The organism is Nocardia sp. NPDC050793, assembly GCF_040654065.1.
Taxonomy (GTDB): Bacteria; Actinomycetota; Actinomycetes; order Mycobacteriales; family Mycobacteriaceae; genus Nocardia.
This window is the reverse complement of sequence record NZ_JBFAHG010000002.1, coordinates 797,306-821,391: the sequence shown is the minus strand read 5'-3', so window position 1 is coordinate 821,391 and position 24,086 is coordinate 797,306. Positions and strand designations below refer to the sequence as shown.

General features: G+C 69.5%; 24 protein-coding genes. 11 read left to right on the top strand and 13 right to left on the bottom strand.

Features of this window, described 5'->3' with window-relative positions:
- Positions 1 to 19 precede the first annotated feature (19 nt).
- From AB0H50_RS09230 to serS, 6 genes are all read right to left on the bottom strand, one after another.
- Positions 20 to 355 carry a calmodulin gene (locus AB0H50_RS09230; protein ID WP_357448842.1) on the bottom strand — a complete coding sequence of 112 codons (336 nt, stop codon included), beginning with the start codon at positions 353 to 355 and terminating at the stop codon, positions 20 to 22.
- 160 nt (positions 356 to 515) lie between these two features.
- Positions 516 to 1,550, bottom strand: a complete 1,035-nt coding sequence (locus AB0H50_RS09225; protein WP_357448840.1) for a MauE/DoxX family redox-associated membrane protein — start codon at positions 1,548 to 1,550, stop codon at positions 516 to 518.
- 24 nt (positions 1,551 to 1,574) lie between these two features.
- The gene (locus AB0H50_RS09220) at positions 1,575 to 2,603 is read right to left on the bottom strand and encodes a DMT family transporter (RefSeq protein WP_357448839.1); all 1,029 of its coding nucleotides are present in this window, start codon (positions 2,601 to 2,603) and stop codon (positions 1,575 to 1,577) included.
- 37 nt (positions 2,604 to 2,640) lie between these two features.
- The gene (locus AB0H50_RS09215) at positions 2,641 to 3,933 is read right to left on the bottom strand and encodes an MFS transporter (protein WP_357448837.1); all 1,293 of its coding nucleotides are present in this window, start codon (positions 3,931 to 3,933) and stop codon (positions 2,641 to 2,643) included.
- A 155-nt stretch (positions 3,934 to 4,088) separates the two neighbouring features.
- The gene (locus tag AB0H50_RS09210) at positions 4,089 to 5,900 is read right to left on the bottom strand and encodes a bifunctional diguanylate cyclase/phosphodiesterase (RefSeq protein ID WP_357448835.1); all 1,812 of its coding nucleotides are present in this window, start codon (positions 5,898 to 5,900) and stop codon (positions 4,089 to 4,091) included.
- A gap of 124 nt (positions 5,901 to 6,024) precedes the next feature.
- Complete coding sequence (gene serS / locus AB0H50_RS09205) at positions 6,025 to 7,287, bottom strand: serine--tRNA ligase (protein ID WP_357448833.1); 1,263 nt, start codon at positions 7,285 to 7,287, stop codon at positions 6,025 to 6,027.
- A gap of 207 nt (positions 7,288 to 7,494) precedes the next feature.
- On the opposite strand from serS, the gene AB0H50_RS09200 reads away from it, so the two are divergent.
- From AB0H50_RS09200 to AB0H50_RS09175, 6 genes are all read left to right on the top strand, one after another.
- On the top strand, positions 7,495 to 9,195 hold the full coding sequence (locus AB0H50_RS09200; RefSeq protein WP_357448832.1) for an aldehyde dehydrogenase family protein: 1,701 nt from the start codon (positions 7,495 to 7,497) through the stop codon (positions 9,193 to 9,195).
- 59 nt (positions 9,196 to 9,254) lie between these two features.
- Positions 9,255 to 10,403: a septum formation family protein gene (locus AB0H50_RS09195; RefSeq protein ID WP_357448830.1), complete on the top strand. Its 1,149-nt coding sequence runs from the start codon at positions 9,255 to 9,257 to the stop codon at positions 10,401 to 10,403.
- A 13-nt stretch (positions 10,404 to 10,416) separates the two neighbouring features.
- A complete protein-coding gene (locus AB0H50_RS09190; RefSeq protein WP_357448828.1) occupies positions 10,417 to 10,767 on the top strand; it encodes a metallopeptidase family protein in 351 nt (116 codons plus the stop codon).
- 192 nt (positions 10,768 to 10,959) lie between these two features.
- Positions 10,960 to 11,283 carry a PE family protein gene (locus AB0H50_RS09185; protein ID WP_357448826.1) on the top strand — a complete coding sequence of 108 codons (324 nt, stop codon included), beginning with the start codon at positions 10,960 to 10,962 and terminating at the stop codon, positions 11,281 to 11,283.
- A gap of 34 nt (positions 11,284 to 11,317) precedes the next feature.
- A complete protein-coding gene (locus AB0H50_RS09180; RefSeq protein ID WP_357448825.1) occupies positions 11,318 to 12,478 on the top strand; it encodes a PPE domain-containing protein in 1,161 nt (386 codons plus the stop codon).
- Positions 12,475 to 13,308, top strand: coding sequence for an ESX secretion-associated protein EspG (locus AB0H50_RS09175; protein ID WP_357448823.1), 834 nt, complete (start codon positions 12,475 to 12,477; stop codon positions 13,306 to 13,308). The genes AB0H50_RS09180 and AB0H50_RS09175 overlap by 4 nt, the downstream gene beginning before the upstream one ends.
- A 70-nt stretch (positions 13,309 to 13,378) precedes the next feature.
- Here AB0H50_RS09175 and AB0H50_RS09170 read toward each other — a convergent pair whose 3' ends face one another.
- From AB0H50_RS09170 to AB0H50_RS09160, 3 genes are all read right to left on the bottom strand, one after another.
- Positions 13,379 to 14,044, bottom strand: coding sequence for a histidine phosphatase family protein (locus AB0H50_RS09170; RefSeq protein WP_357449399.1), 666 nt, complete (start codon positions 14,042 to 14,044; stop codon positions 13,379 to 13,381).
- A 5-nt stretch (positions 14,045 to 14,049) separates the two neighbouring features.
- On the bottom strand, positions 14,050 to 14,964 hold the full coding sequence (pheA, locus tag AB0H50_RS09165) for a prephenate dehydratase (RefSeq protein WP_357448821.1): 915 nt from the start codon (positions 14,962 to 14,964) through the stop codon (positions 14,050 to 14,052).
- 243 nt (positions 14,965 to 15,207) lie between these two features.
- Positions 15,208 to 15,633, bottom strand: coding sequence for a hypothetical protein (locus AB0H50_RS09160; RefSeq protein WP_357448819.1), 426 nt, complete (start codon positions 15,631 to 15,633; stop codon positions 15,208 to 15,210).
- 123 nt (positions 15,634 to 15,756) lie between these two features.
- Here AB0H50_RS09160 and AB0H50_RS09155 point away from each other — a divergent pair, with 123 nt between their 5' ends.
- From AB0H50_RS09155 to AB0H50_RS09135, 5 genes are all read left to right on the top strand, one after another.
- A complete protein-coding gene (locus tag AB0H50_RS09155) occupies positions 15,757 to 16,518 on the top strand; it encodes a DUF2470 domain-containing protein (RefSeq protein ID WP_357448817.1) in 762 nt (253 codons plus the stop codon).
- Positions 16,519 to 16,561: 43 nt separating this feature from the next.
- A complete protein-coding gene (locus AB0H50_RS09150) occupies positions 16,562 to 17,350 on the top strand; it encodes a CPBP family intramembrane glutamic endopeptidase (protein ID WP_357448815.1) in 789 nt (262 codons plus the stop codon).
- A 580-nt stretch (positions 17,351 to 17,930) separates the two neighbouring features.
- Positions 17,931 to 19,031: an LCP family protein gene (locus AB0H50_RS09145; protein ID WP_357448813.1), complete on the top strand. Its 1,101-nt coding sequence runs from the start codon at positions 17,931 to 17,933 to the stop codon at positions 19,029 to 19,031.
- Positions 19,032 to 19,040: 9 nt separating this feature from the next.
- The gene (locus tag AB0H50_RS09140; protein ID WP_357448811.1) at positions 19,041 to 19,586 is read left to right on the top strand and encodes a ferritin; all 546 of its coding nucleotides are present in this window, start codon (positions 19,041 to 19,043) and stop codon (positions 19,584 to 19,586) included.
- Between the two features lie 70 nt (positions 19,587 to 19,656).
- Positions 19,657 to 20,205, top strand: a complete 549-nt coding sequence (locus AB0H50_RS09135) for a ferritin (protein ID WP_357408982.1) — start codon at positions 19,657 to 19,659, stop codon at positions 20,203 to 20,205.
- 262 nt (positions 20,206 to 20,467) lie between these two features.
- Here the strand turns inward: AB0H50_RS09135 and AB0H50_RS09130 are convergent, their stop codons facing one another.
- The 4 genes from AB0H50_RS09130 to AB0H50_RS09115 form a co-directional block, all read right to left on the bottom strand.
- Complete coding sequence (locus AB0H50_RS09130; protein ID WP_357448809.1) at positions 20,468 to 21,388, bottom strand: DUF5926 family protein; 921 nt, start codon at positions 21,386 to 21,388, stop codon at positions 20,468 to 20,470.
- Between the two features lie 224 nt (positions 21,389 to 21,612).
- Positions 21,613 to 22,380, bottom strand: a complete 768-nt coding sequence (locus AB0H50_RS09125; protein WP_357448807.1) for a glycerophosphodiester phosphodiesterase — start codon at positions 22,378 to 22,380, stop codon at positions 21,613 to 21,615.
- Complete coding sequence (locus tag AB0H50_RS09120; protein WP_357448805.1) at positions 22,377 to 23,438, bottom strand: DUF4328 domain-containing protein; 1,062 nt, start codon at positions 23,436 to 23,438, stop codon at positions 22,377 to 22,379. The genes AB0H50_RS09125 and AB0H50_RS09120 overlap by 4 nt, the downstream gene beginning before the upstream one ends.
- An 85-nt stretch (positions 23,439 to 23,523) precedes the next feature.
- Complete coding sequence (locus tag AB0H50_RS09115) at positions 23,524 to 23,889, bottom strand: rhodanese-like domain-containing protein (RefSeq protein WP_357448803.1); 366 nt, start codon at positions 23,887 to 23,889, stop codon at positions 23,524 to 23,526.
- Positions 23,890 to 24,086 lie beyond the last annotated feature (197 nt).

Below are 24,086 nucleotides of genomic sequence, written 5' to 3'. Positions count from 1 at the left end.
CACGCGGTGTGCCCGCCGATCAGCGGATTTCCCTGGTGAGCCTGGACGACCAGGGACACCAGAAACAACCGGGCAGGAAGGGGCCGCACGCCTCGTCGAGGTGGTCTTCGAGGTAGACGATGCTGGAGTCGCAGACCTCGATCGCCACGGTGAAGAAGGTGATCGTGTCGGGATCGAGGTGGAAACTCCAGCCCGGGTTGTAGTCGGCCGGCTGCTTCCTGATCCGGCCCATCACGTGGACCGACATCGTCTCCGCACCGGACAGGATCCGGCGGGCCTCCTCGATGCGCTGCTCGTTGGTCAGCCGGATGATGAATTCCTTGCCGGAGTAATCGGTGAATGCGAAGTCCGCCATGACATCTCCCCTACTGAAGTGGTGGTGGGTCGAGCGCGGTTTCTGCATCGATGCTTTTCGATCCTAGCTATCTCATAGCTACTGTGTTCGCGAAATACTCTGCGCACCAATCGATTTGAACCAAAGGTCGGTTTCTCGCGGGGTAAACAGGGCCGACCGGTCAGCGCGCGCCATGCGCGGCGGCGTGATGACCGTTGCTTCGAGAGGAAAGCTGAGTCCGGACGGATTTTCTGGCGAGAATCAGCTCGCGGATCGCGATAGCGCCCCGCGCGACGGGCGCGGCGACCCGTCCGTCGCCGTCGATCAGCACGGCCGACGGTGTACCGCGGACACGGTAGCGCAGCGCCGCCTCGTTGCCCTGCTGCACCAGCGAAGGGATGTCCTCGCCGAGCCCCTGTTCCACGCCCCACGCGGCCTGTTCCACAGCGTCTCCGTTCCCGACGACCACCATGGTCAGCTCGGTGCGCGCCCGCCATCGCGGCAGCTCCCTGGCCAGCGCCGCGCACATCTCGCAACCCGGATGCACGAACACCAGCAGCACGGCCCGGCCCGCCGCGAGCAGGTCGGCCAGGCTCGTGCGTGTGTCGGCGACGTCGAGTAGCTCGAACTCCGGCGCGACCGCGCCCACCGGAAGACCCTCGGCGCCCAGCGTCGACAGTGCCTGCTCGTCGAGCCTGCGACGCAGCGCGCCGACCTGACCGGTCAACCACACCAGCGCGCCGCACAGCACAGCGAAGAGCGCGAGACCGGTGGCAGCGTCGGCGGGCAATCCAGCGGGAACCGAGGGACGGGCGAACGCGCCCCACAGGACCACGGCCGCGAGCAGCATCAGCACACCGTTGCGCACGATGCTGCGCGCACCGATCGGCGTCGCGCTCGCCGCCCCGAAACACGAGCACGCCGGACGCTTCCCGCGCCGCATCAGCCGGACCATCACCGCGGTGAAGACCGTCAGCAGCAGCAACGCGCCGATCGCCGCGACCGCCGCGATCCACGGCAGCAGCACACCCACCGCGAGCACCGCCTCGATCACCGGCAGCCCCCACGCGACCGCGGGCACCCACTGCAGCGGCACCTCGAAGTCCCCCACCGCCTGCCGCGTCCCCCCGCGATCGGACAGTTTCCCCCAGGCCGACAATCCGAACACCACGGCGAGCGCCAACCGCGTCACCCACACCCCGTATTCGATCAGCATGGGCGCACCATGCCACATCAGCGGTTATTCGAATTCGGAATCGCCGGAACAGTCTTGGATGTGTTGCGAACGGTTCGGTGCGAGCCGGTCGGCTGGACTCGCGCTCCGGCGCGCGGCCATACCAACGGCGGCCAATGTCAGCAGGCAGCCCAGCACGGACCACGGTGACAGCGCAGGGCCGGTCGGGATGATCAGGTCGAGCGCGATCGCGGTGGCGAGCTGGCCCGCGACGGAGGTGAGGCCGAGCAGCAGGACTCCGATCCAGCGGACAGTGAGCGCGGCGAGGGCGATGAACGCGACGCCGATCGCGCCGCCAAGGTAGAGCCAGGGTTCGGTGGGGAATTCGCCGAGGCCGCCCGTACCAGTCAGCAGGGCGGCTTCGATCGACACCAGGGCGACGAGCCCGACGGCGAAGTTCACCAGGGCGGCCGAGAACGATCCGCCGACCGCGCCGACGCGTCCGTTCACCGCCTGCTGCCAGGCCAGGCCGATGCCCGCCAGCGCGGGCAGCACGATGAGCAGCGCGGACGGGACCGCGCGCAGCGATTCGGGAAGGGCGAGCGCGCCCGGTGCGGCGCCGGAGCGGCTTGCGACGGCGAGGAACACCGCGCCCACGGCGAGCACCGCGCCGCCCACCCGCGGCGCGGTGATCGGAGTCGAGCCGCTCGGCGCCAAACCCAGCCGATCGACGACCAGACTGCTGGACAGCTGGCCCGCGACGACGGCGACGGTGAACGCGGTGACGCCGATCGCCGCGACGGTCAGACCTTGACACGCGACGAAGAACGCGCCGAACAACCCACCGAGCAGTTGCCACCGGTGCAGCGTCCGATCACCCAGCGCCCGGCGCACCGCGCCGAGTCCCGCACGCAGTCGCCCGCTGAGCGCGAAGGCGATCACGAGCAGGAGCAGTCCGGTCCCGAAACTCACCGTGGCGGCGGCGATGCCATCCTGCAACCGGACACCGAGCGCACCGTTCACCCAGGCCTGCACCGCCACACCCACGCCGATGCAGAACCCGCACAGCAACCCCAGCCTCGTCCGCCCGGCCATTTCCGCACCGTACCCGCGGGTCGGCCGGCACCGCCGCTCACGCCTGTCCGGCGACCTCCGCCCGCACCACGCGCCGCGGCAGCCAAGCCGGGGTGAGCGCGGCGATGGCGAGCATGACCAGACCGAGCAGCGCCAAGGTCGCGGCCATCGAGAGCCAGACCGTGGCCAGCGCGACGAATCCGAAGATCACCAGCGACACCACCTCCGACAGCAGACCGGACACCGACGTGACCGTCGCGCGGGCCGGGCCCTCGATCGCGTCCTGCAACCGGGATTCGGCGACCACCTCGGCATTGAGCACGACGCCGTAGCCGATGCCGATCGCCGTGAAGCCGACGCCGGTGAGCAGATACACCGCGTCCGGGCGATCGGTGGCCAGACCCGAGATCAGCGCGCCGCCGATGAACAGCACGCCGCCCACGGCGACGGCTGCCGCGATGACACGGGCGGACAGCCGCGCCGTGCGCCCCGCGAGCAGCGAACCGGTGAGCGAGCCGACGACGGTGAGACCGACGAGCAGCGGCACCACCACGGTCGGCGCGCCCGCGGACTGTGCGAGCAGCGCGAAGTACTCGTCGTACGCGGTGATGCCGAACAGCAGCGCGCCGAGCAACACGCCGTTACGGACCCGGCGCACCCGGATCGCCTCGCCGACGCCGGTGCGCAACATCGTCAGATAGCGGGTGAGCACGCCGGACCGATCGGCGGCCGGAGCGCGTGCGTCGCCGGGCACGACCGGATGGCCCGGCACCGTCGCGACGGCGTCGGGCGCGTCGTCGGTCAGGTCGTCGACCGACGCCGCCTTCGGCGCGCTCGGTAACGACACCGCGATGAACACATGTACCGCCGCGATCGCCACGCTGGACCAGCCGACCAAGTCGTACCCGCCCCAGCCGTACAGCGGTGTCGCGGCGAGAATCGCCACGACGACGGCGCCCTCCGCGGCCGCGCGGGCGTAGCCCATGATCCGCGGGTAGGCGACAGGTTCGCCCTTGGCGACCAGATCGTCGTAGACCAGCGCCTCGAAGGTGCCCGATTCCAAGGCGCTCGACACGCCCCACAGCACGAAGCCGATCGCGAATCCGAGATAGGACGGCGCGACGGTCCACAGCGTGAAGGCCGCGAGCACCAGCGAGCCGCTGAGGACCAGCAGGCCGCGCCGTGACACCGTGTCGGCCCAGGCGCCCGACGGCACCTCGAGCACGAACGCGGTCACCGACCACAGGGCGAGCAGCGAGGAGATCTGCGCGGTGTTCAGGCCGTGTTCGGCGAACAGCAGCGCGTACAGCGCGTAGAGCGGGATGAGATCGCGCGAGCCCCGAAACAGCACCGCGCGCACGGTGAGACCGCGGACGCCGTGATCACGACCCCATCGCGTGGAGGGTACGCGGGAAGCTCAATAGCCGTTGATGATCAAGCGCATGTCCTTCAGCTTCGACGCACGGCTGGTGCCTCGTCAAGCGATTTTCCGCACCCGCGGACGACTCAACCGAGCGGCAGCCAGCCGTTGGCCGCGGGCATGGAGTCGTCGCCGAGCTCCCGGTCGGACAACCCGGCACCGATCCGGCCCTGGCCGTCGTTCAGGTCGTTGATCAGCTCCGATACCGGATGCGAATCGCTGTAGTGGTAGCCCTGCGCGAGCGCGAAACCGAGTTCGGTGAGCACCGCCGCCTGGTACTCGGTCTCCACGCCTTCGGCGATGACCTGAAGGTCGAGCGCGCTACTGAGGGCGGCGATCACGCCGAGCAGCGGCGGCGCGGGCGAATCCGAGCGGATGGCAGCCACGAAGGACTGGTCGACCTTCAGAATGTCGCTCGGCAGGGTGGCCAAGCGGCTGAGCGAGGAGTAGCCGGTGCCGAAGTCGTCGATGGCGATGCGCACGCCTCGGTCGCGCAGCGTGTGCAGATTCGCGATTGCGGTCTGAGATTCGGCGGCCAGCTCGCTCTCGGTGACCTCGAGGACCAGCTGATCGGCGGGCCACCCGGTGTTCGCCAGAATGTCGGAAACCCGGTCGGCGTAGCCGGATTCGGCCAGTTCCAGACCGCTGACGTTGACGTTGAGCGTCAGGTCCAGCTGCGCGAAGGTCTCCTGCAACCGGGCCGCGTCGGCGCAGGCGCGGCGCAGCACCAGCTCGTCCAGATCGGAGATGAGGTCGTATTCCTCCGCGACCCGGATGAGTCCCTCGGTGGTGACATCCGGCTGCGCGCTCGACGACCAGCGCAGCAGCGCCTCGACGCCGACCGCCTTGCCGCCGCCCTCGCTCAGGCTGACGATCGGCTGGTAGTGCACGTCCAGCGCGCCGCGATCGATGGCCTCGCGCAGCTCGACGGCCAGCGGCAACTGCCGGGAGGACTCGAGCACCGTCCGGTTGCGGCCTGCCTGCTTCGCGCGGTACAGACCGACGTCGGCGCGGCTCACCAGCAGCGAACCGGACTCACCCGGCTGCCACGAGGTGACGCCCGCCGAACAACCGGTGGTGACGGCCGACCGCAGCTGCTCGGTGAGCAGGATCGCGGCCTGTTCGGTGGTGTTCGGCAGCAGCAGGGCAAAGGCGTCGCCGCCGTAGCGGGCCAGCCGCTGCTCGGGACCGAGCAGCTTGGACCAGGTGTCGGCGACGCGTTGCAGTACCGCGTCGCCCGCGCGGTGGCCGAGGTGATCGTTGATCTTCTGGAAGCGGTCGAGATCGACCAGCACCAGCGAGAGGCCCTGCCCGCTTCGGGTGGCCTGCCCGATCGCGGTGTTCAGCGCGCGGTCGAAGCCGCGGCGATTCAACAGGCCGGTGAGTACGTCGATATCGGCTTCCGAGGCCATCCTGGTCAGAATGCCGACGACGACGCCGACGCCGAATGTCACGCCCGCCGGGATGAAACCCGACCACCAGGGCAGGTCGCGCGCGGGCAGCGCCCACAAGCACAGCGCCATGGCGAAGGCGATGTGCGCCGCCGCCTGCGGCCAGCGGAAGAACAGGGCCGCGTCGCAGGCGACGAAGACGTAGAACGAAGCGAGGCTGATGCCGCCGACGGTGTTCGGGAACGAGTGCACCGCGATCGTCACCAGTACGGTCGCGATCGCGACGTAGCCGTGGTGGATGGAATGCGGCAGTCGCGGACCCCACGCGAGCAGCGTCAGACCCAGCGCCAGCGCGATCGCCGCCGCTGTGCCGACCAGTGGTCGATTACCCTCGTCACCCGGTGCGACAGCCGTGATCACCAGGCCAAGCACACCACCCATGACGTAGAACGCCCCGGTGGTCCGAGCCATGACCATTGCCGTCGCCAGCGCCGATGCAGCACGCACCCGGGTTCGGGTATCGCCACGCGCCCCGATTCCTCGCACGGGGAACAGCCTAGACACAACACATCTCACTGGTTGCCACATCCCCGGAATCCGGGCACGGCGAACCAGCGGCTATCGCCCGCCGTCAGCGCACGGGTCGCAGCACCTCGGTACCGACGAACGGAACAAGCGCCTCGGGCACCCGCACCGAACCGTCGGCCTGCTGGTGGTTCTCCAGCAGCGCGACGATCCACCTCGTGGTCGCGAGCGTGCCGTTCAAAGTGGCTGCGATCTGCGGTTTTCCATTCTCGTCGCGGTAGCGCACGGCGAGCCTGCGGGCCTGGAAGGTGGTGCAGTTGGAGGTCGAGGTGAGCTCACGATAGGTGCGCTGGCTCGGCACCCAGCCCTCGCAATCGAACTTGCGCGCCGCCGAGCTGCCCAGATCGCCCGCCGCGACATCGATGATGCGGTAGGGCACCTCGATGGCCGCGAGCATCTCCTGCTCCCAGGCGAGCAGGCGCCGATGCTCGGCGGCGGCCTCCTGCGGCGTGGTGTAGACGAACATCTCGACCTTGTCGAACTGGTGCACCCGGATGATGCCGCGGGTGTCCTTGCCGTAGCTGCCCGCCTCGCGGCGGAAGCACGACGACCAGCCCACGTACCGCTTGGCGCCCTCGCCGAGATCGAGGATCTCTCCCGAGTGGTAGCCGGCCAGCGGCACCTCCGAGGTGCCGACCAGGTACAGGTCGTCGTCGGCCAGGTGGTAGACCTCAGCCGAGTGCTTGCCGAGGAAGCCGGTGCCCGCCATGATCTCCGGGCGCACGAGCACCGGCGGAATCATCATGGTGAAGCCGTTGGCGACGGCCTTCTGCGCGGCCAGCTGGAGCAGGCCGAGCTGCAACAGCGCGCCGAAGCCGGTGAGGAAGTAGAACCGCGCGCCCGACACTTTGGCGCCGCGCTCCATGTCGATCACACCGAGCGCCTCGCCGAGCTCCAGGTGGTCCTTCGGCTCGAAGTCGAATTCGCGTGGCGTTCCGATCGTTTCGAGGACGACGTAATCGTCCTCGCCGCCCGCGGGCGCGCCTTCCTGCACGACGTTCGAGATCGCGCGCTGCGCGGCGTCCAGATCGGCGTCGGCGGCGTGCTGGGCCGCCTCGGCCTCCTTGACCTTCACCGACATCTCCTGCGCCTGCGCGAGCAGCGTCGGGCGCTCCTCCTTGGACGCCTTGCCGACCAGCTTGCCCATCGCCTTGTGCTCGGCACGCAGGTTGTCGGCGGTGGCGACCGCGGCACGGCGCGCGGCGTCCGCCTCGAGGAGGGCGTCGACGAGGGCGGGGTCTTCGCCGCGGGCACGCTGCGAGGCGCGCACCGCGTCGGGGTCTTCCCGCAGGAGTCGGAGGTCGATCATGGGCTATCAGCCTAGTCGGCGGCCCCTCGGCGCTTCACCCCGATATCGGTCTGCGGCTCCGCGGGGTCCGATCTGCCTACCTCGGCCTTCCGTTCCGGCCGTCGATGGACTCCGTCTCGGACACGCCGAACGCGCTCCGCCGACCTGTTTGCGCCGATATGTCCAGTTCCGGGCCGCTCGGGGACGCGACGCGCGCATAGTTGGCTTGTGGGCACGACTTTCGACGAGACGACCATCGACAACGCCCTTGCCGACTTGGCCGCGGGCGAGAAGACCTGGGCGGCCACCCCGCTGCGCAAGCGCAGGGAGCTGCTCGACGAGCTCCACAAACGCACCGGCCGCTTCGCCGGTGACTGGGTGCGGGCCGCCCGCACCTTCAAGAACCTCGACGCGGACTCGCCGCTGGTCGGCGAGGAGTGGATGTCCGGCCCGCTGACGCTCTTGCAGGCCACCGCCGCTCTCTCGGCCACCCTGGCGAAGCTGGAGGCCGGGCGCAGCCCGCTGGACGGCGTACGGCTGAGCACCGCGCTCGGCGACCGGGTCACGGTGCCGATCCTGCCCCTTGACGCCTACGACCGGCTGCTGCTGAGCGGTTTCCGCGGCGAGGTCTGGCTGCGGCCCGGCGTCGACGCCGACACCGCCCGCCGCCGCGCCGGACTCGGCCAGCTGGATCCCGCCGCGACGGGCGGCATCGGCGCGGTGCTCGGCGCGGGCAACATCACCTCGATCCCGCCGCTGGACGCGCTCTACGAGCTGTACGCGCACAACCGCGTCGTCGCACTCAAGCTCAATCCGATCACCGACCCGCTGTTCACGGTGTTCGAGATGGTCTTCGCGCCGTTCATCGAGCTAGGCGTGCTGCGAATCCTGCTCGGCGGCGCGGAGGCGGGCGGCTACCTGGTGCGCCATCCCGACGTCGCGCACGTGCACATGACCGGTAGCGCCAACACCCACGACGCGATCGTCTGGGGTCGTGGCGCCGAGGGCCAGGCGAACCGGCGCGCGGGCACGCCGCTGCTGGACAAGCCGATCACCAGCGAGCTCGGCGGCGTCTCCCCCACCATCGTGGTCCCCGGCGACTGGTCCGACGCGGACCTGAGCTTCCAGGCCGAGCACATCGCGACCCAGCGGCTGCACAACGGCGGCTACAACTGCGTGGCCGCGCAGACCGTTGTGCTCGGCGCGGACTGGCCGCAGAAGGACCGCTTCCTCGACGAGCTGCGCACCGCGCTGGAGCTGGCGCCGCAACGGACGGCCTACTACCCGGGCAGCGACACCCGCGTCGCCGACGCGCTCGCTTCCTACCCGGACGCGGAACGCCTCGGCCAAGGCCGGGTGCTGATCGACGGTCTACCGTCCGCCGACACGCCGCTCTTGCGCACCGAGTACTTCTCTCCGGTGCTCGGCGTGGTCGAACTGCCCGGGCGCGGCGGCGAATTCCTCCGGCGTGCGGTCGATTTCGCCAACGCCGAACTGACCGGAACGCTCGGCGCGAACGTGCTGGCCGATCCCAGGACGATCGCCAGGCTCGGCATCGCCTTCGACAGCGCCGTGGAACGCCTGCGCTACGGCACCGTCGCCGTGAACGCGTGGACCGGCCTCGCCTTCCTGTCGCCACGCGCGACGTGGGGAGCGTTCCCCGGTCACACCCTCGATGACGTGCAGAGCGGAATCGGCGTGGTGCACAACGCCTTCCTGCTCGACGAGGTGGAGCGCACGGTGGTGCGCGGACCGTTCCGTCCCGCGCCGCGTTCGCTGCTCGGCGGCGAGCTCGCGCTCTCCCCCAAGCCGCCGTGGTTCGTCGGCAACGAGACCGCCGCCGTGACGGGCCGCAAGCTCACCGAGTTCTACACCGATCGCAATCCGGCCAGGCTGCCCGGACTCTTCCTGTCCGCGTTCCGCGGGTGAGCGCGCCGATTCGGGCAGGTCGTGGCACCGGAGCGCAGACACTGCCATGATGGACCGCGATGTCCTCCGATGATGTGTCCCAGACTCCGCACTCCGAGCAGTCGCCGACGGGTGCATCGGCGCGTTCGGGCTCGTTTCCTCGGTCCCTGGCGTCCGCGCGCGGCGCGCTCGCCGAGGGCGGCGGGCTACACCTGTCGGCGCCGACGTTGCGCTGGGGTCTGCTCGCCGTCGCCGCAGGCGCCGTCGTCGCGGCCTTGGTCACGCTGTTCGTGACCGGCTTCGACAACGAGACGGGCCTGGAGGCGCACAACCCGGGCGCGCCCGTACAAACGGTGCTGGACAAGGAGTTCGGTACCGCGGCCAAAGGCGACTGCCTGAGCTGGAACAAGTCCGACCGCAGCGACCTGGTGAAGGTGTCCTGCGGCAGCAGGCATCTGTTCGAGGTCGCCGCCGACATCGACATGAGCAGGTACCCGGGAGTGGAATTCGGCCCCGGCTCGCGCTTCCCGGATTCGCTGCGGCTGACCGAGCTCAAGGAAGAGCATTGCGTGCCCTCGGTGCAGCAGTACATGAACGGGAAGTTCGATCCGCGCGGGCGCTACGTCGTCGGCCTGATGTATCCGAGCCCGGAGGGCTGGAAGAACGGCGACCGCACCCTGCGCTGCGGCCTGCAATTCTCGGGCAGCACCGGAACGCCGCTGCCGTCGCAGGGCAGCGCGATGGAACACGACCAGTCAAGGGTGTTCCAGGCGGGCACCTGCCTCGGCATCAACCAGAATCTGCCGACCGATCCGGTGGACTGCGCGCAGGCGCACGCGGTGGAGATCATCGCCACCGTCGACCTCGGCGCCCACTTCAACGGCGGCCCGCCCGGCAAGGAGGAGCAGGACAGTTACGTCGAGGAGGAGTGCGCCAAGGCGGCCACCGACTACCTCGGCTCCCCGGAGGCAATCCGCGACAAGACGCTGACGCTGTTCTTCGACTATCTCGACGCCCGCAGCTGGCTGGCCGGCAGTCGCAAACTGGACTGCATGATCGGCAAGGGCACCGACCGTGAGGGTTTCGCGCCCATCACCGGTTCGGCCAAGGGCGAGATTCTGATCAACGGCCAAGCCCCTGTGCCGCCGCCGAATTCGGGTCGCTCCACGCCCGCACCGCTGCCCGGCGCCGCTCCGCTTCCGCCGCAGCCGCAGCCTCGGCCCAGGTAGGTCGCGCGCGTCCATGACGGTCTCCATGTCCGAGGACCGGTTCGAGGAACTGGTCTCCGATGCGCTCGATCTGATTCCGGCCGAACTCGCGCGCGCCATCGACAATGTGGTCGTGCTGATCGAAGCACGCAATATGGAAGACCCGCATTTGCTCGGGCTCTATCACGGAATCGCGTTGACCGAGCGGGACAGTCAATACGGCGGCGCGCTGCCCGACACCGTGACCATCTATCGCGACGCCATTCTGGAGATCTGCGCCGACGAGGAAGAGGTGGTCGAAGAGGTCGCGGTCACCGTGATCCATGAAATCGCACACTATTTCGGCATTGACGAAGACCGGTTGCATCAGCTGGGATGGGGCTAGTCTTTACCAAGTCGCCGGTGCGAGCCGCGTCATCCAGACGGACACGGTACGCAGGGGAGCGCTGGCGGCTGGCAAGATCGCAAAAGAAGTAGGGGATTCGATGGAACCGATCGCGTGGCTGTCGCGTCCTATCACTCGTAGGGGGAATTCTCGTGGTTCCGCCCCATAGCCGCCACTAGAAGGAGTCGAGTAATGGTTGGCCACGTTTCGATCTCGCCGGAGATCATCCTCGCCGCCGCTGCCGAACTGGACCTGCTGGCCGAACGACTGGCCGCCGCCGCGGCGGTCACCGGCCCGGCGACGCACGTCCTGCCGTCCGGCGCCGACGAGGTATCGCTGCTCGCCGCCCATCACTTCAACAAGGCCGCCGCGACGCACGACGGCTCCGTCGCCCAGGGCATTCTCGAACTGCACCATGCCGCAGCCGTTTTGCGCATGCAGCTCGCAACGCACGTCGCCGAGGACGTGGTCAAGGCGGGCGTCATGAAGGGCGTCGCGGGCACCATCGGCGCCTGATCGCGGACATCGAGACACAAGGGGAGAAACAAGCATGACCGCAGGAATCACCGGGGTGTTCTGGCTGCCCCGCATGGCCGAAGCGAATTCCGCCGCGCTGCACGCGGGCGCGCACGCCATCCCGATCTCGGCCGCCGCCACCGCGTGGGGCGGGCTCACCGCGGCGTGGGTCGACGCGACCGCGACCGTCACCAGGGTGATGGCCGAGCTCGGCGTCGGCATGCAAGGCGTGAACGGCATCGCGGCCCTGTCGCGCCTGGTCGGCTTCACCGGCTGGGCCGAGCAGCAGGGCGTGATGGCCGCCGCCATGGGATCGAAGGCCGCGGCGAACGCCACCGCCTACACCGTCGCCGCGCTGACGATGCCGAGCCCGCCCGAGATCATCGCCACCGTCGGCGCCGTCATGGCCTCGGCGAACCCGCCCGGCGCGGTGTCCGGCGCATGGGAGGCGGCCGAGGTCGCCAAGCACGCGATGGACATTCGCGCCGCGCTGGTCATGGAGACCTACGAGGCCGCGACCTCGGTGACCGTGTCCACCCCTGGCGAGTTCTACAACCCGCCGCCGATCGCCAACGGCGCGGGCAGCGCCGACCCGGCCGCCGCCGAGTCCTCGTTCCAGGGTGATCCGGTGCAGTCGGCCATCGCGACCGCCGTCTCGGTGGTGAACAACCCGGCCGTGGCCAGCGCGGTGACCCAGGCCGCCAACGTGGCGGGCACCGTCGCCACCGGCGGCGTCAGCACCGTCGGCAACCTCGGCGCCAACGCGATCGCGGCGGTCACCAGCGCGACCGCGCCCAGCGTCGCGCCCGCGGCGCCGATGACGATGATGGCAGGCGGCATGGCAGGCGTCGGGGCGACCACCGCGGCCACCCGATCGGCGACCCTCGGCTCGGGCGGCACCGTCAACCTGAACAACGGCTCGCTGAAGCTGCCGGAAGGCTGGGGTTCGGGTCTGCCGAACAACGCGCCCGCCGCGGCACCGGTCGCCGAGGTCGTCGCTCGTGTCGATGCCGCGCCGGTTCGCCCGGCGAACAGCAACCCGGCAGGCAGCCCGCTGCTCGGGAACACCCGCGGCGCCGAGGACGACGAGTCGGTGCACAAGGGCGCGGACTACCTGCGTGGCGATCACTTCACCGACGGCCGTTTCTCCGCCGATGGCGTCATCGGCGCCGACCCCGCCGGGACGGCTAAGTGACGATTCTTGGAGCGGGCCGCGGCCCGTCGATGCTCGGGGGCGTCGGGTTGTCTCTCGACGAGATGCAGTTTCTCTTGGAGAAGCTGCAGATCGACGAGCTTCCTGTCGTGCTGCAAGCGATGGGACGCTACGACAACCAGGCCGACCACGACGCCGCGATGGACGCGGCCGCCCAGGTGCTCACCGAGCGGGACTTCCTGATCGACGGCATCGTCCACCGGGAGCTCGAGGATCGGCTGCGGACGCTGTACCGGCCGCACTGGGTGCTTGCGCTGCGGTGGGCCGTCGCGGGACAGGTCAGCCGGATGTGTCTCGCGAAGGGTGACGACATGGTGGTCGTCGCCCTCCGCGGGCCGGAGTCCTACGTCATCGATGAGGTCGAAGAGGATCTTCCCGGGCCGATCATCGCGGCGCTCGGCCCGGCCGAGCCGCTCGAGCTGGAGAGCATGAACGCCCAAACCGAGTTGCTCGCCCCGATCTTCGGCGAAACCGGCGACGCCGCCGCGACAGCCAACCGGCTGGCGAAGGTGTGCAGCCCGAATCGCGACGTACAGGTGCTGGCCTCGGCACTGGTCGAAATCCATTCGCACGTGCAGATTTCCGGCGTTGTGTACGGCGACGGCACCCGGGACATCTCGGACAACCACATCGCGATCTTCAACACCCGCGGTGGCCGGTTCCTGATCACCGCCAGCGTCGCCGACGACGACACCAAGTGGTCGTCGATCAGCTCCGGCACCACGGCGCGCCTGCGCACCGCGCTGCTGGACCTGATCAATTCGCTGCCGGAACGGCAGGACTTCCCGCAGGCCGCGACCAAGCGGTCCTGAGGCTCGCAGCCCGTTCACACGCCTCGCACGAGCTTTCACCTCCGCGAGGCGGTGAAATGGTCCGCGACGCCTAGCCCATCGGATCGTCGGCGGTAGGCGAGACCTCGTAGCCGAAGGGTGGGACGAAGCGGCCCCAGCGGATGCAATCCCAGCCGCCGTCGGGCCGCGGGACCAGCTCGATGGTTTCGGTGTTGTCGAGGTGATTGTTCGTGGTGAAGGGTGGTGCGACGCCGCTCAGCGTGCGCGCCACGAGTCGCATCGCGGCGCCGTGATTCACCAGCAACACGTCGCCGCCGCCCGCCTCGGGCAGCAGGAATGACTTGCGCAGCGTCTCGATGACCGGCAGGAATCGGGCGAGGACGTCTTCGCCGGATTCGCCACCCGGCACCCGCCGGGACAGGTCGCCCTCGTGCCAGGCGCGATAGATGCGCTGGAAGGTCCGGTGCGCTTCGGGATCGTTCAGCCCTTCCAGTTCACCGACCTGGACCTCGTGCACGTCATCGAGGACGTCGGCGGCGATGCCCGTGGCCGCCTCGATGTATCCCGCCGTCTGCCTGGCGCGCAGGGCAGCCGAAGAGAGCAGCGCGCGCGGCGGCGCGAGCAGGTTCGATCCGAACGTCTTCGCTTGGGCCGCACCGCGTTCGGTCAGCGGCAACCCGGGAACCTTGGTGTCGAGAATCTTGGCGACGTTGCCTTCGGTCTCCCCGTGCCGGACCAGGATCAGCTTGCCCGCGATCTCGTTCATCTGTCCGCCACCCCCTTTCGTAACTGTGTCAGCCACTCCGCGCCCGCCTCGTCGGACGGTGGCGGCGTCCCGGTCGCCGACGTCGCGGGCCAGGAACCGAGGAAACGGATCCGGGCCGTGCGGTGCAGTGCCTTGAGCGCCTCGGCGACCGCGGTGTCATCGATATGCCCGACGCAGTCGAGATAGAACCGGTAAGTGCCCATTCCCGTTCGGGTGGGCCGGGATTCGATCCTGGTCAGGTCGATGCCGCGTGTCGCGAATTCGGCGAACGCGCGCATCAGCGAGCCGGGCTCGTTCGCCAGTTCCAACACGATCGAGGTGCGGTCGACGCCGGTCGAAGGCGGCGCGACGCGGGGTCGGGTGACCAGCACGAAGCGGGTGATCGCCTGCTCGTGATCGGCCACCCCGGTAGCCAGGGCGGTCAACCCGAGCCGTTCCCCCGCCAGCGCGGTCGAGACGGCGGCATCGGCGCGCCCGGCCGCGACATCCTCGGCGGCGGCGGCGTTCGAGGCCGAGGTGTAGATCTCGGCATCGGCCATCCGACGCTCGACCCACATCCGCACCTGCGCGGCGGCCACCGGGTAGGCGGCGAGCGTGCGAACGTCGGCCAGCTCGGTGCCCGGCCGCGCCAGGATGGTGAAGCTGACCTCCAACTCGGTCTCCGCGACGATCTGCAACCGTGGCCCGATCGCCAGCGAATCCAACGTCGCCGAGATCGAACCCTCCACGGAACTCTCGATCGGCACGACAGCGCCATCGACGTCACCGGACCGAATCAGGTCCAGCGCCGCCCCCTGACTGGGCGCGGCGACCCGCTCGACGGGTCCGTCGAAGACCGCCGAGGATTCGAGCTTGGCGAGGGCCATCTCGGTGAAGGTTCCGGACGGTCCGAAATACGCGATGCGCGGCACCCCTACGACATTACAAGCGCCGGGATGCCAGCAAACCGCTTCGTGCGACGCACGCCCTCAGGGTTCGGGCACTGGGCCTCGATGCGAGCGATAAGCGGAGCTTGCGTGAGCCGGAGCGCGCAACCGTTCGGCGTTGAGAGAGGCGCTCGCTTCACAGCCCGTCTTCACGCTTCGCAGGGGTTGTAACCCCTGCGAAGCGTCGACAACGTCTGCGAAGTACTCGGGCTTGGTGAACCTCGCGCCTTAACGATCGAGTACCGCGAGAACTTCGCCGACATGGTCTGCCTCGGCCGTCTCCACCGCGAGCAGAACTCCGCGAACCGCCTCCGCCGCAGGCGGTTTCAGACCGACAAGGAACTCGACATCGGGTCGGGCGAGAGCGGTGCGAATGTCCTCGCCGCACAAAGCGGCAGCAGTCGCGGCGACGACGGCGAGTGCGCGTTCACCGTTGTCCGTACGCGCGACGAACCCGGTGTCGGAGTGGACGACACCGGCGAGAAAGTCGGCGATCTCGGCGTCGGGGGCGTCGGCATTCAGGGTGGGTGCGTCGGGGACGGATCCGGGCGGGCGGATCAAGCCGTCGACCAGGCTGCGGCGGGCCGGGGCGGACAACGAGACCAGCACCGGTTCGTTCGCGCCGTGACCTGCCGTCGGTGTCGCATCTCCCACGAGGATCACCGTAGCGGGCCCGGATTCTGGAATCTGCCGGACGGTAGCGCTTGCAGATCGAGGGCGGCTGACTTAGCTTAGGTTTACCTAATTGACGCCGCCGCCATCATCACGGAGGTCCGCATGCCGAATCCGACCGTCGCGCCCACCACCGCCGAGCGGGTACGCAGCGCGTGCGCCCACGCGGAGCAGGCGGTCCTCGCCCTGCCGGGGATCGACCCGACGACGACCTCGGTGCATCACCTGCGGCAGTGCGGCGACGTGGTGATCGCGGTGCCGACCGGCTCGCTGGCCGCGGTGCTGACCGGCAACTCCGGCCCGGGCGGAACGGCGGCGGTGCTCGAACTCACCGATCACGCGCCGCTGCCGCTGCGCGAGCCGGTCCGCGCCCTCGTCTGGTTGCGCGGCACCGTGCGCGCCGTGCCCGCCCAAGCGCAGCGCGTGCTGGCCGGCGAGGTCGCCAAGGACAATCCGGACCCCGCGCTGCTGGACGTCGGACACAGCTCGACGCTGCTCCGCCTGGTGATCAACAGCGCCGTGATGGCCGATTCCACCGGCGCCGAATCGGTCTGCGTCGAGGAGCTGCGGCTGGCCGAGCCCGACCCGTTCTGCGCGCTGGAATCGGCCTGGTTGCAGCACATGGACGCCGACCACGCCGACGTCATCGCCCAGCTCGCGCGCCATCTGCCGCCGCGCCTGCAAACCGGCACCGTGTACCCGCTCGCCATCGATCGGTATGGCGTCACCCTGCGCGTCGAGGGCCACGACGGCGACCACGACTTCCGACTCCCCTTCAGCGCACCGGCCGACGACGTCGAATCGCTCAGCCGCGCGGTGCGCACCCTGGCGGGTTGCCCCTTCCTCAACGGCCTGCGCCGAATGTGACCGCATCCGGCCCTGACCCGCGGTGCTGGCTAGATTCGACGGCATGCGTGCTGAGTCGGATGCCCCCGGCGAATCCGAGCTGACGGATCGGGAGCGACTGGCGATCCGGATCGAGATCGCGGTCGTGCTGACCGTCACCTTCGGGCTGAGCGGGATCAGCGCCGCGCTGTCACTGTTGGACAGTGCGTTGGGGCCGGGCGGCATCGGCGGGCGCACGATCGCGCTGAACGCCTCGCGCTCCGAACAGTCGCTGATCGACCTGCTGTTCCAGCTGCTCGGGGTGTTGCGGCTGGCCGGATGGGCGGCGCTGGGTCTGTACCTGTTGTGGCGCAGCGGGATCGGACCGCGCCTGATCGGGCTCGGACGGTTCCGGTCACGCGCGGACGGGCTGCCCGGGCTGGCGCTCGCGGCGATCATCGGTCTGCCGGGGCTCGGGTTGTATCTGACCGCGCACGCCATGGGCTTCAGCGTGACGATCGTGCCGAGTTCGCTCGAAGAGCACTGGTGGCGGCTGCCCGTCCTGATCCTTTCCGCCTGCGCGAACTCGTTCGCCGAGGAGATCCTCGTTGTGGCGTACCTCATCACGCGGCTGCGCCAACTGGGCTGGACAGAGAATTCGTCGCTGCTCGCCTCGGCGCTGCTGCGCGGCAGCTACCACCTCTACCAGGGGGTCGGCGGCGGTCTGGGAAACCTGGTGATGGGCTTGATCTTCGGCCGCTACTGGCAGCGCACCAACCGGCTGTGGCCGTTGGTCTTGGCGCACGCCACCATCGACGCGGTCGCCTACATCGGCTACACGGCCTTGCGCGGACACGTTTCCTGGCTGCCGTAACGGAAACGGGGCGCCGGGTGATTTCCAGAGGAACCCCGTGCTGCCCCCTATCAGTAAAGTCAGTGTGATGAACGGCGACGACCCCCGCAACGCGCGGACGCGCCGGGTGCCGCCGCCGCAGGGCCGACCCGGCGTGCCGCAGCCACCCCCGCCACCCGGCGGCGCAGCCGTTCCGCCTTCATCGCACGGCGTCCCGCCTGGCCGCGCGGTCCCTCCGGCACAGCGCCCTGCCGACCCCCAGCGCCCTGCCAACTCGCAGCAACGAGCCACCCCACCGCCCGGACAGGGTCGTGAGCCGCTGCCTCCCCAGCGTCACGCGGCACCGCCGCCCCGCCAGGGTGGCGGACCTCCGGGACGAGTCCCCGCACCGCAGGACGCCCCGCCGAGGTCGCGCCGACCGGGCCCGCCGCAGGCGCACGGGGCCGCGCCCCCTCACGGTGCGGCCGTCCCGCCTTCGCGACAGGGTCACGAAGGCCACCCGCCACACGTCGAACGGACCAAGGTACTGCGCCGCGACGGCGCCGATCCGCACGCACAGCCGCTCGCGTATTCGCAGGTCCCGCAGGAAGCGCCGCCGCGGATGCGCAAAGCGGAACCGGAGTACGCGCCGACGCAGCAGCCGGAGCCGTTCCACGATCCCTCCCCGCGCAGCCACGCCCCGAGCCCGCGTGGCCGCCGCGGCACGCCTCCACCGCCCGCCACACCGCCGCGCGCCGACCGCGCCCCGCGCCCGAGACGCAAACGGCATCCGTTCCGGTGGTTCCTGGTGTTCCTGCTGGTCCTCGCCGTCGCCTCGATCGCCGGGGTGATCAACCTCGACGGCAAGCTGACCCGCATCGACGCACTGGCCGGATACGCCGACCGGGTCGGCAACACGCCCGGCACCAACTGGCTGCTGGTCGGCTCCGACGGTCGCGGTGGGCTCTCCACCGAACAGGAGCAGGAGCTGGCCACCGGCGGCGACGTCGGTCCGGAGCGCACCGACACGATCATGCTGGTGCACATCCCGAAGTCGGGTCGCGCCACCTTGGTCAGCTTGCCGCGCGACTCGTACGTCAGCATCCCCGGCCACGGCAAGGACAAGCTCAACGCCGCCTTCGCCTTCGGCGGCCCGCAGTTGCTGGTGCAAACCGTGGAAGGCGCGACCGGCCTGCGCATCGACCACTACGCGCAGATCGGGTTCGCCGGATTCGCCGGCATCGTCGACACGCTGGGCGGCATCGACGTCTGCGTACCCAAACCCATCGATGACCCGCTGGCGGGTATCAACCTGGAGGCGGGCTGCCAGAAGCTGAACGGACCGGAGTCGCTCGGCTTCGTGCGCAGCAGGGCCACCGCGCTCGCCGACATCGACCGGATGAACAATCAGCGCCTCTTCATGGCCGCGCTGTTGCAGAAGGCGACCAGCGGCGCCACCCTCGCCAATCCGTTCAAGCTGTGGCCGTTGGCGACCGACACGGCGGGCTCGCTGAAGGTCGACGAGGACGATCACATCTGGGATCTCGGCCGTCTCGGCTGGGCGATGCGCGGCGACACGGTCGCGACGACGGTGCCGGTCGGCGGTTTCGACGACGTCGACGGCAGCGGCAACGTGGTGCTGTGGGACAAGACGAAGGCGAGCGCGTTCTTCGAAGCACTCGCCGACGACAGATCTATCCCGGAAGAACTGCTCACGCGGTAGCGTCGAAGTATGTCCGACACCGATGGCGCCCAGCTCTTCCCGGCCTTGCTGCGCGATCAGATCCGGCACGGCTTCACCGTCGCGCAGCAGTATCTCGCCGCCGCGGTCTACTTCGACTCGCTGCGGCTTCCGCAACTGGCCCGACATTGCTACATCCGCTCCGAGGAGCATCGCGCGCACGCGATGCGAATGGTGCAGCACCTGCTCGACCGGGATCTGGAGGTCCGGGTCGGCGGCCTCGACTCGATCCGCTCGGACTTCGAATCTCCGCGCGCGGCAACGGCATTCCTGCTGGAGGCGGAGCGCCGCTGCACGTCGCAGGTGACGGCGCTCGCGAAGGCGGCGCGGCAGAGCGGCGACTATCTCGGCGAGCGGTTCGTGCAGTGGTTCCTGAAAGAGCAGGTGGACAACGTCGCCGGGATGACGACCTTGCTCACGGTGATCGACCGGGAAGGCAACCTGTTCGACGTCGAGCAGTTCGTGGCGCGCGAGGTGCCCACGCCCGCGAAACCAGGCAATTCGGCGCCGAAAATGGCTGGCGCAGCAAACATTTAATTAGGCAATACTAGCCTCAATAAGGGTGCACTTGGATGACACGCGCCCTGACCAGCGATAATGTGGCGGCATGTCCAGCAATCCGGAGTCCCCACGCAGCAAATTCCACAGCCTGCTCCACGACCAGATCCGGCACGAATTCAATGCCGAACACCAATACATCGCTATCGCGGTGTGGTTCGACAATGCGGATCTGCCGCAGCTGGCCAAGCGGTTCTATGCGCAGGCCGTGGAAGAACGCAATCACGCGATGATGATCGTGCAGTACTTCCTCGACCGGGATATCAGCGTCGACCTTTCCGGCGTCGATGCGGCGAAGTCGCATTTCGACAATGTCCGGGAACCGATCGCGCTGGCCCTCGCCCAGGAGAAGACCGTCACCGACCAGATCGTCCAGCTGGCGAGCACGGCCCGCGAAGAGGGCGATTACCTCGGTGAGCAGTTCATGCAGTGGTTCCTCAAGGAGCAGGTCGAGGAGGTCGCGCATATGACGACCCTGCTCAACATCGCCGACCGCGCCGGCTCGAACCTGTTCGATCTGGAGAATTTCATCGCGCGGGAGATGAGCACTCCTTCCGACACCTCTGGCGCGCCTTCGACAGCGGGCGGGCACATTTAGAAGAGATGTATTCCGGCAAACAGGCCCAGCTCTTCGCGACGAGCTGGGCCTGTTTCGACCGAGATGGTTGCCTCAGCTGGCGCTCAACGAGCTGAGCAGCGTCTTGAGCAGCGCAAGAATGGCGTCCATGGTGTTCCTACTTTCCTCATCTGTGCGGTGAGGCAATCCTCACCATCACCAGTAACGGTGATGGTCAGAACCTAACCCGCGACAGAGTGTGAAAGAGGCGTTTTTCACAAAATTGCTCCGGGATTTTTCGGAGTCAGCGCAGGGTCACCTGACGCGACCGCAGGCCATCGCGCGACCGACGCTCGTCGGACGTGAGCGGCGCGTCGGTGCCCAGCGCGGCGAGCAGGCGGGCGCCGAATTCGGCGGCGGGCTCGATCCATTCGCTGGGGTGGCGCTCCGGATCCAGGTCGAACACCGGCACCAGCAGTCCGTGCGTGCGGAACGAACCGGCGAAGCGCGAACCCTCGCCCATGTGCAGCCCGCCCGAGGCGTGCAGCCGGGCCAGCGCCAGCATCAGGTCGTCCTCGTTCTCCGGACGCACCCAGCGCACGTGCGCCTTCTCGCCCGCGTCGACCCACCAGGCCGCGCCGACGGAATCGGCCCCCAGCTCCAGCCGCGCCGACGGCATGATCGCCTGCTTGGCCTGTTCGATGGTCGCGGCCACCTGCGGATCGGGCGTCACGCCCTCCGGCACCCACCAGTCGAAGTCCTGGTGCACGACGAGTTCCAGGTCGGCGCCGGGATCGATCACATCGGCCAGACGCGGACCGCCCGCGACGCTCTCGACGGAGGAGAGCGAGTCGCCGGGCTCGGCGGACTGGGTCCACAGGATCGCCGCGGCGAGATCGGCGGCCGGATCGGGTCCCTGGAGCTGCACTTGGGCGGCGACGTAACCGGTCGGCTGATCGCCCGCGCGCACCAGCGCGGCCACCGCGCCGGGCAGCACGGTGCCGAGCACGACGGAACGCTCGGCGGCCACCTCGGGCGACAGCTTCAGCGTCGCGGTCGCCGACGGCACGAACTCCCGCAGTGCGACCAGATCGCATTCCGCGGCCAGCCCCTCGAACGGCCGGGTGACGGCCTGAGCCGCCTGCTCCAGCGCCGCCTTCCGCTCGGCGAGACGCTGCGCCCGGTTCCCTCCGGGCTTCGGACTGTTGCGCTTGCTCTTACCCACGAGGGCTCAAACTACAGGGTGCCGCGGCCGTCGCCGCAATGCGCCACGGCGCGGGATACCGGAAATCGCGGCACATTTCCGATACACGCGGACGCCGCGCACGTACGCTGTATGCTCCGGCACCGACTCGCCGCGAGCGCGTCGGCCATCACCGGTCGTGCCGGCAGGCGGCGGATCGAGCCGCCCGCGTCCGACGGCGTCGAATCAGTCTCGGGCAGTACGGATCACGCGGCGGCGAGCAGGGTCTTCGTGCGGCCGGGGTGATTGGTCGCGACCCAGCTGACGCCGAGATCGGCGCACAGGAGCACGTCCTCGGGATCGTCCACCGTCCAGCAGTACGTGGCGCGGCCGGCGGCGGCGGCCTTGTCCACCAGATCCGGGTGCTCGCGCAGCGTCTTCACCGATGGACCGACGGCCGTGGCGCCGACGGTGGTGGCGGCACCGCCGCCGAGATAGCGCGAGGACTCGCCGAGCAGCACCGTGGGCAGCAGCGGCGCGGCGCGGCGGATGCGCCACACCGCGGTCGCCGCGAACGACATGACCACGGCGCGCGAATGATCCGCCGAAGCCGGCGTGGCGATGCCGAAGCGCTGGAGCTCGGCGAGCAGCTTGTTCTCCACCAGCGCGCCATAGCGGACCGGGTGCTTGGTCTCGATGAACAGCTTGGTCGGCCTGCTGCGCCAGTCCAGCACCAGCTCGATGAGCTCGCTGAGCGTCAGCACCGAGGCGGGTTCGCCGTCGGCGCCGAAATCGAGCGAGCGCAACTCGTCCAGCGTCATCTCGCTGACCAGCCCGGAACCCGACGACGTGCGGTCGACCGTGCGGTCGTGTACGCAGACCAGGTGTCCGTCCCTGGTCAGCCGGACGTCGCACTCCACGCCGTCGGCGCCCTCTTGGAGCGCGAGATCGTATGCGGCGAGCGTGTGCTCCGGGCGCGCCGCCGAGGCGCCACGGTGCGCGACGACGAACGGTGCGCGACTGCTCTGGCTCACTTGGCCATGACCTCCTCGTGCTGAACAGCACCGTTGTCGGAATCCAGATCATCGGGGATCTCGGCGTCCGCCACGTTTCGCGTCTCGGAACGCGCGGCGCCGCCCGGATGAACCGGCTCGATGACCGGCACCGCCGGGTCGACCGCGACCACCCAGCGGCGCGCCAGCCTGACCCTGCCGAACAGGTCGCGGCCGTCGAGCAGCCGCACCACCCAGAGCGTCAGCACCGCCACCGCCGCGGCGACCGCGTCCGTCCCCGCCGTGAACAGGACGCCATCCGCCTTGACCTGCAGTGAGTCCGCGGTCCGCCAGATCAGCGCCGCCACGGCCATCAGCCCGCCGAGGACCCAGGCGCACCACCAGATCCGGATCGCGCGCAACGCCCTCGGGTCGGCGCGTGTCACGGCGATCTCGGTGAGAAAAACTCCCGGCCACACCAGGTTGACCACCGGGATCAGGCACCCGAGCACGAGCAGCGGCACCGGACGGGAATCGCGGCGACCCGCCCGCGCGAACACCGCACTCCTGGTCTCGATCAACCAGCCGAGCAGAGCGATGCCGCTGCCGAGCGCTAGCGCGAGCGCCAGCACCGACGACCCGGTGAGCAGCCAGTCCGAGAACCGCAGCGCCAGCGGGTCGATGAGACGCGTCCGGTTGACCAGCAGGATCGAATAGCGCACCAGTTCGGCGACCGCGGCCAGCGCGAACATCCCCGTGGTGACGAGCAACAGCGGCGTGACCCAGCTCGCCAGCGCGGCGGCAGGACCACGCTGCGCGGCGAGGGCTGCGGCATTCGTCTCGTCGCGCAGGCCCCAGCGCGGGATCTGCATATAGCGCGGGGTCGGCGCGGCGGGCCTGCGCCGCGGCGCCGTGGCGGGTCTGCCGTTCCGGTGATCGGGGCGGCGCGCCACCCAGCGATAGTTGCGCCGTTCGGCGGGGGCGTCGATGGGCGCGGGCGAGAGCAGCACGCCGTGGCAGCGCGGGCACCAGTGCATCGGTGTGCCGTGCACGGCCCACCGCGCGCCGCAGCGTGCACAGGGCTGCAGCACGCTACTCACAGCGTGTCCTTCGCTCGCCCGGCGTTGACCCGCGGGCTGCCGCTTCCCGGCCTGACGCTCATTGCCTGGGCACCTCGCTCTTCCGTCAGTAGATTTTCGCCGGATGGTCACCCTCGGCGACCAGCGGGCGACCCATCCGCTGCCAGGCCACCATGCCGCCGTCCACCTGCACCACTTCGAAACCGATGTATGCCAGGTACTTCGCCGCTTCGATGGACCGGCCGCCCTGCCTGCAGACGACGTAGACCTCGGCGTCGTAGTCCAGCTCGTCGGTGCGCGCAGGCACGTCGACCATCGGGATGTGGATCGCGCCGGGGGCGTGCCCGAGCTGCCACTCGTCGTCTTCGCGCACATCGAGCAGGATCGCCCGGACCGGGTCCGGGCGCTCGCTGTGGTCGAATTCGCCGGGCAGGTCTTCCACCGACACCGACGGAATCTCGAGGCTCGTCACGATTCGATCCTGCCATGGTCGCCGCACCGCCGGGGATCAGGCGTACTTCCGCATCCGGTCCGGTCGCGCGCGGGTTTTCGGGCGGACCTCCGTCGGCAGCGCCCAGCGCGCGCACTATGGGGCTTGCACGGGTCTTCATGGCCCGGTAGTCCGGCAGCGCGGGCGGCCGTATCGCCAGGCGGTTGCGGGGTCGGCGC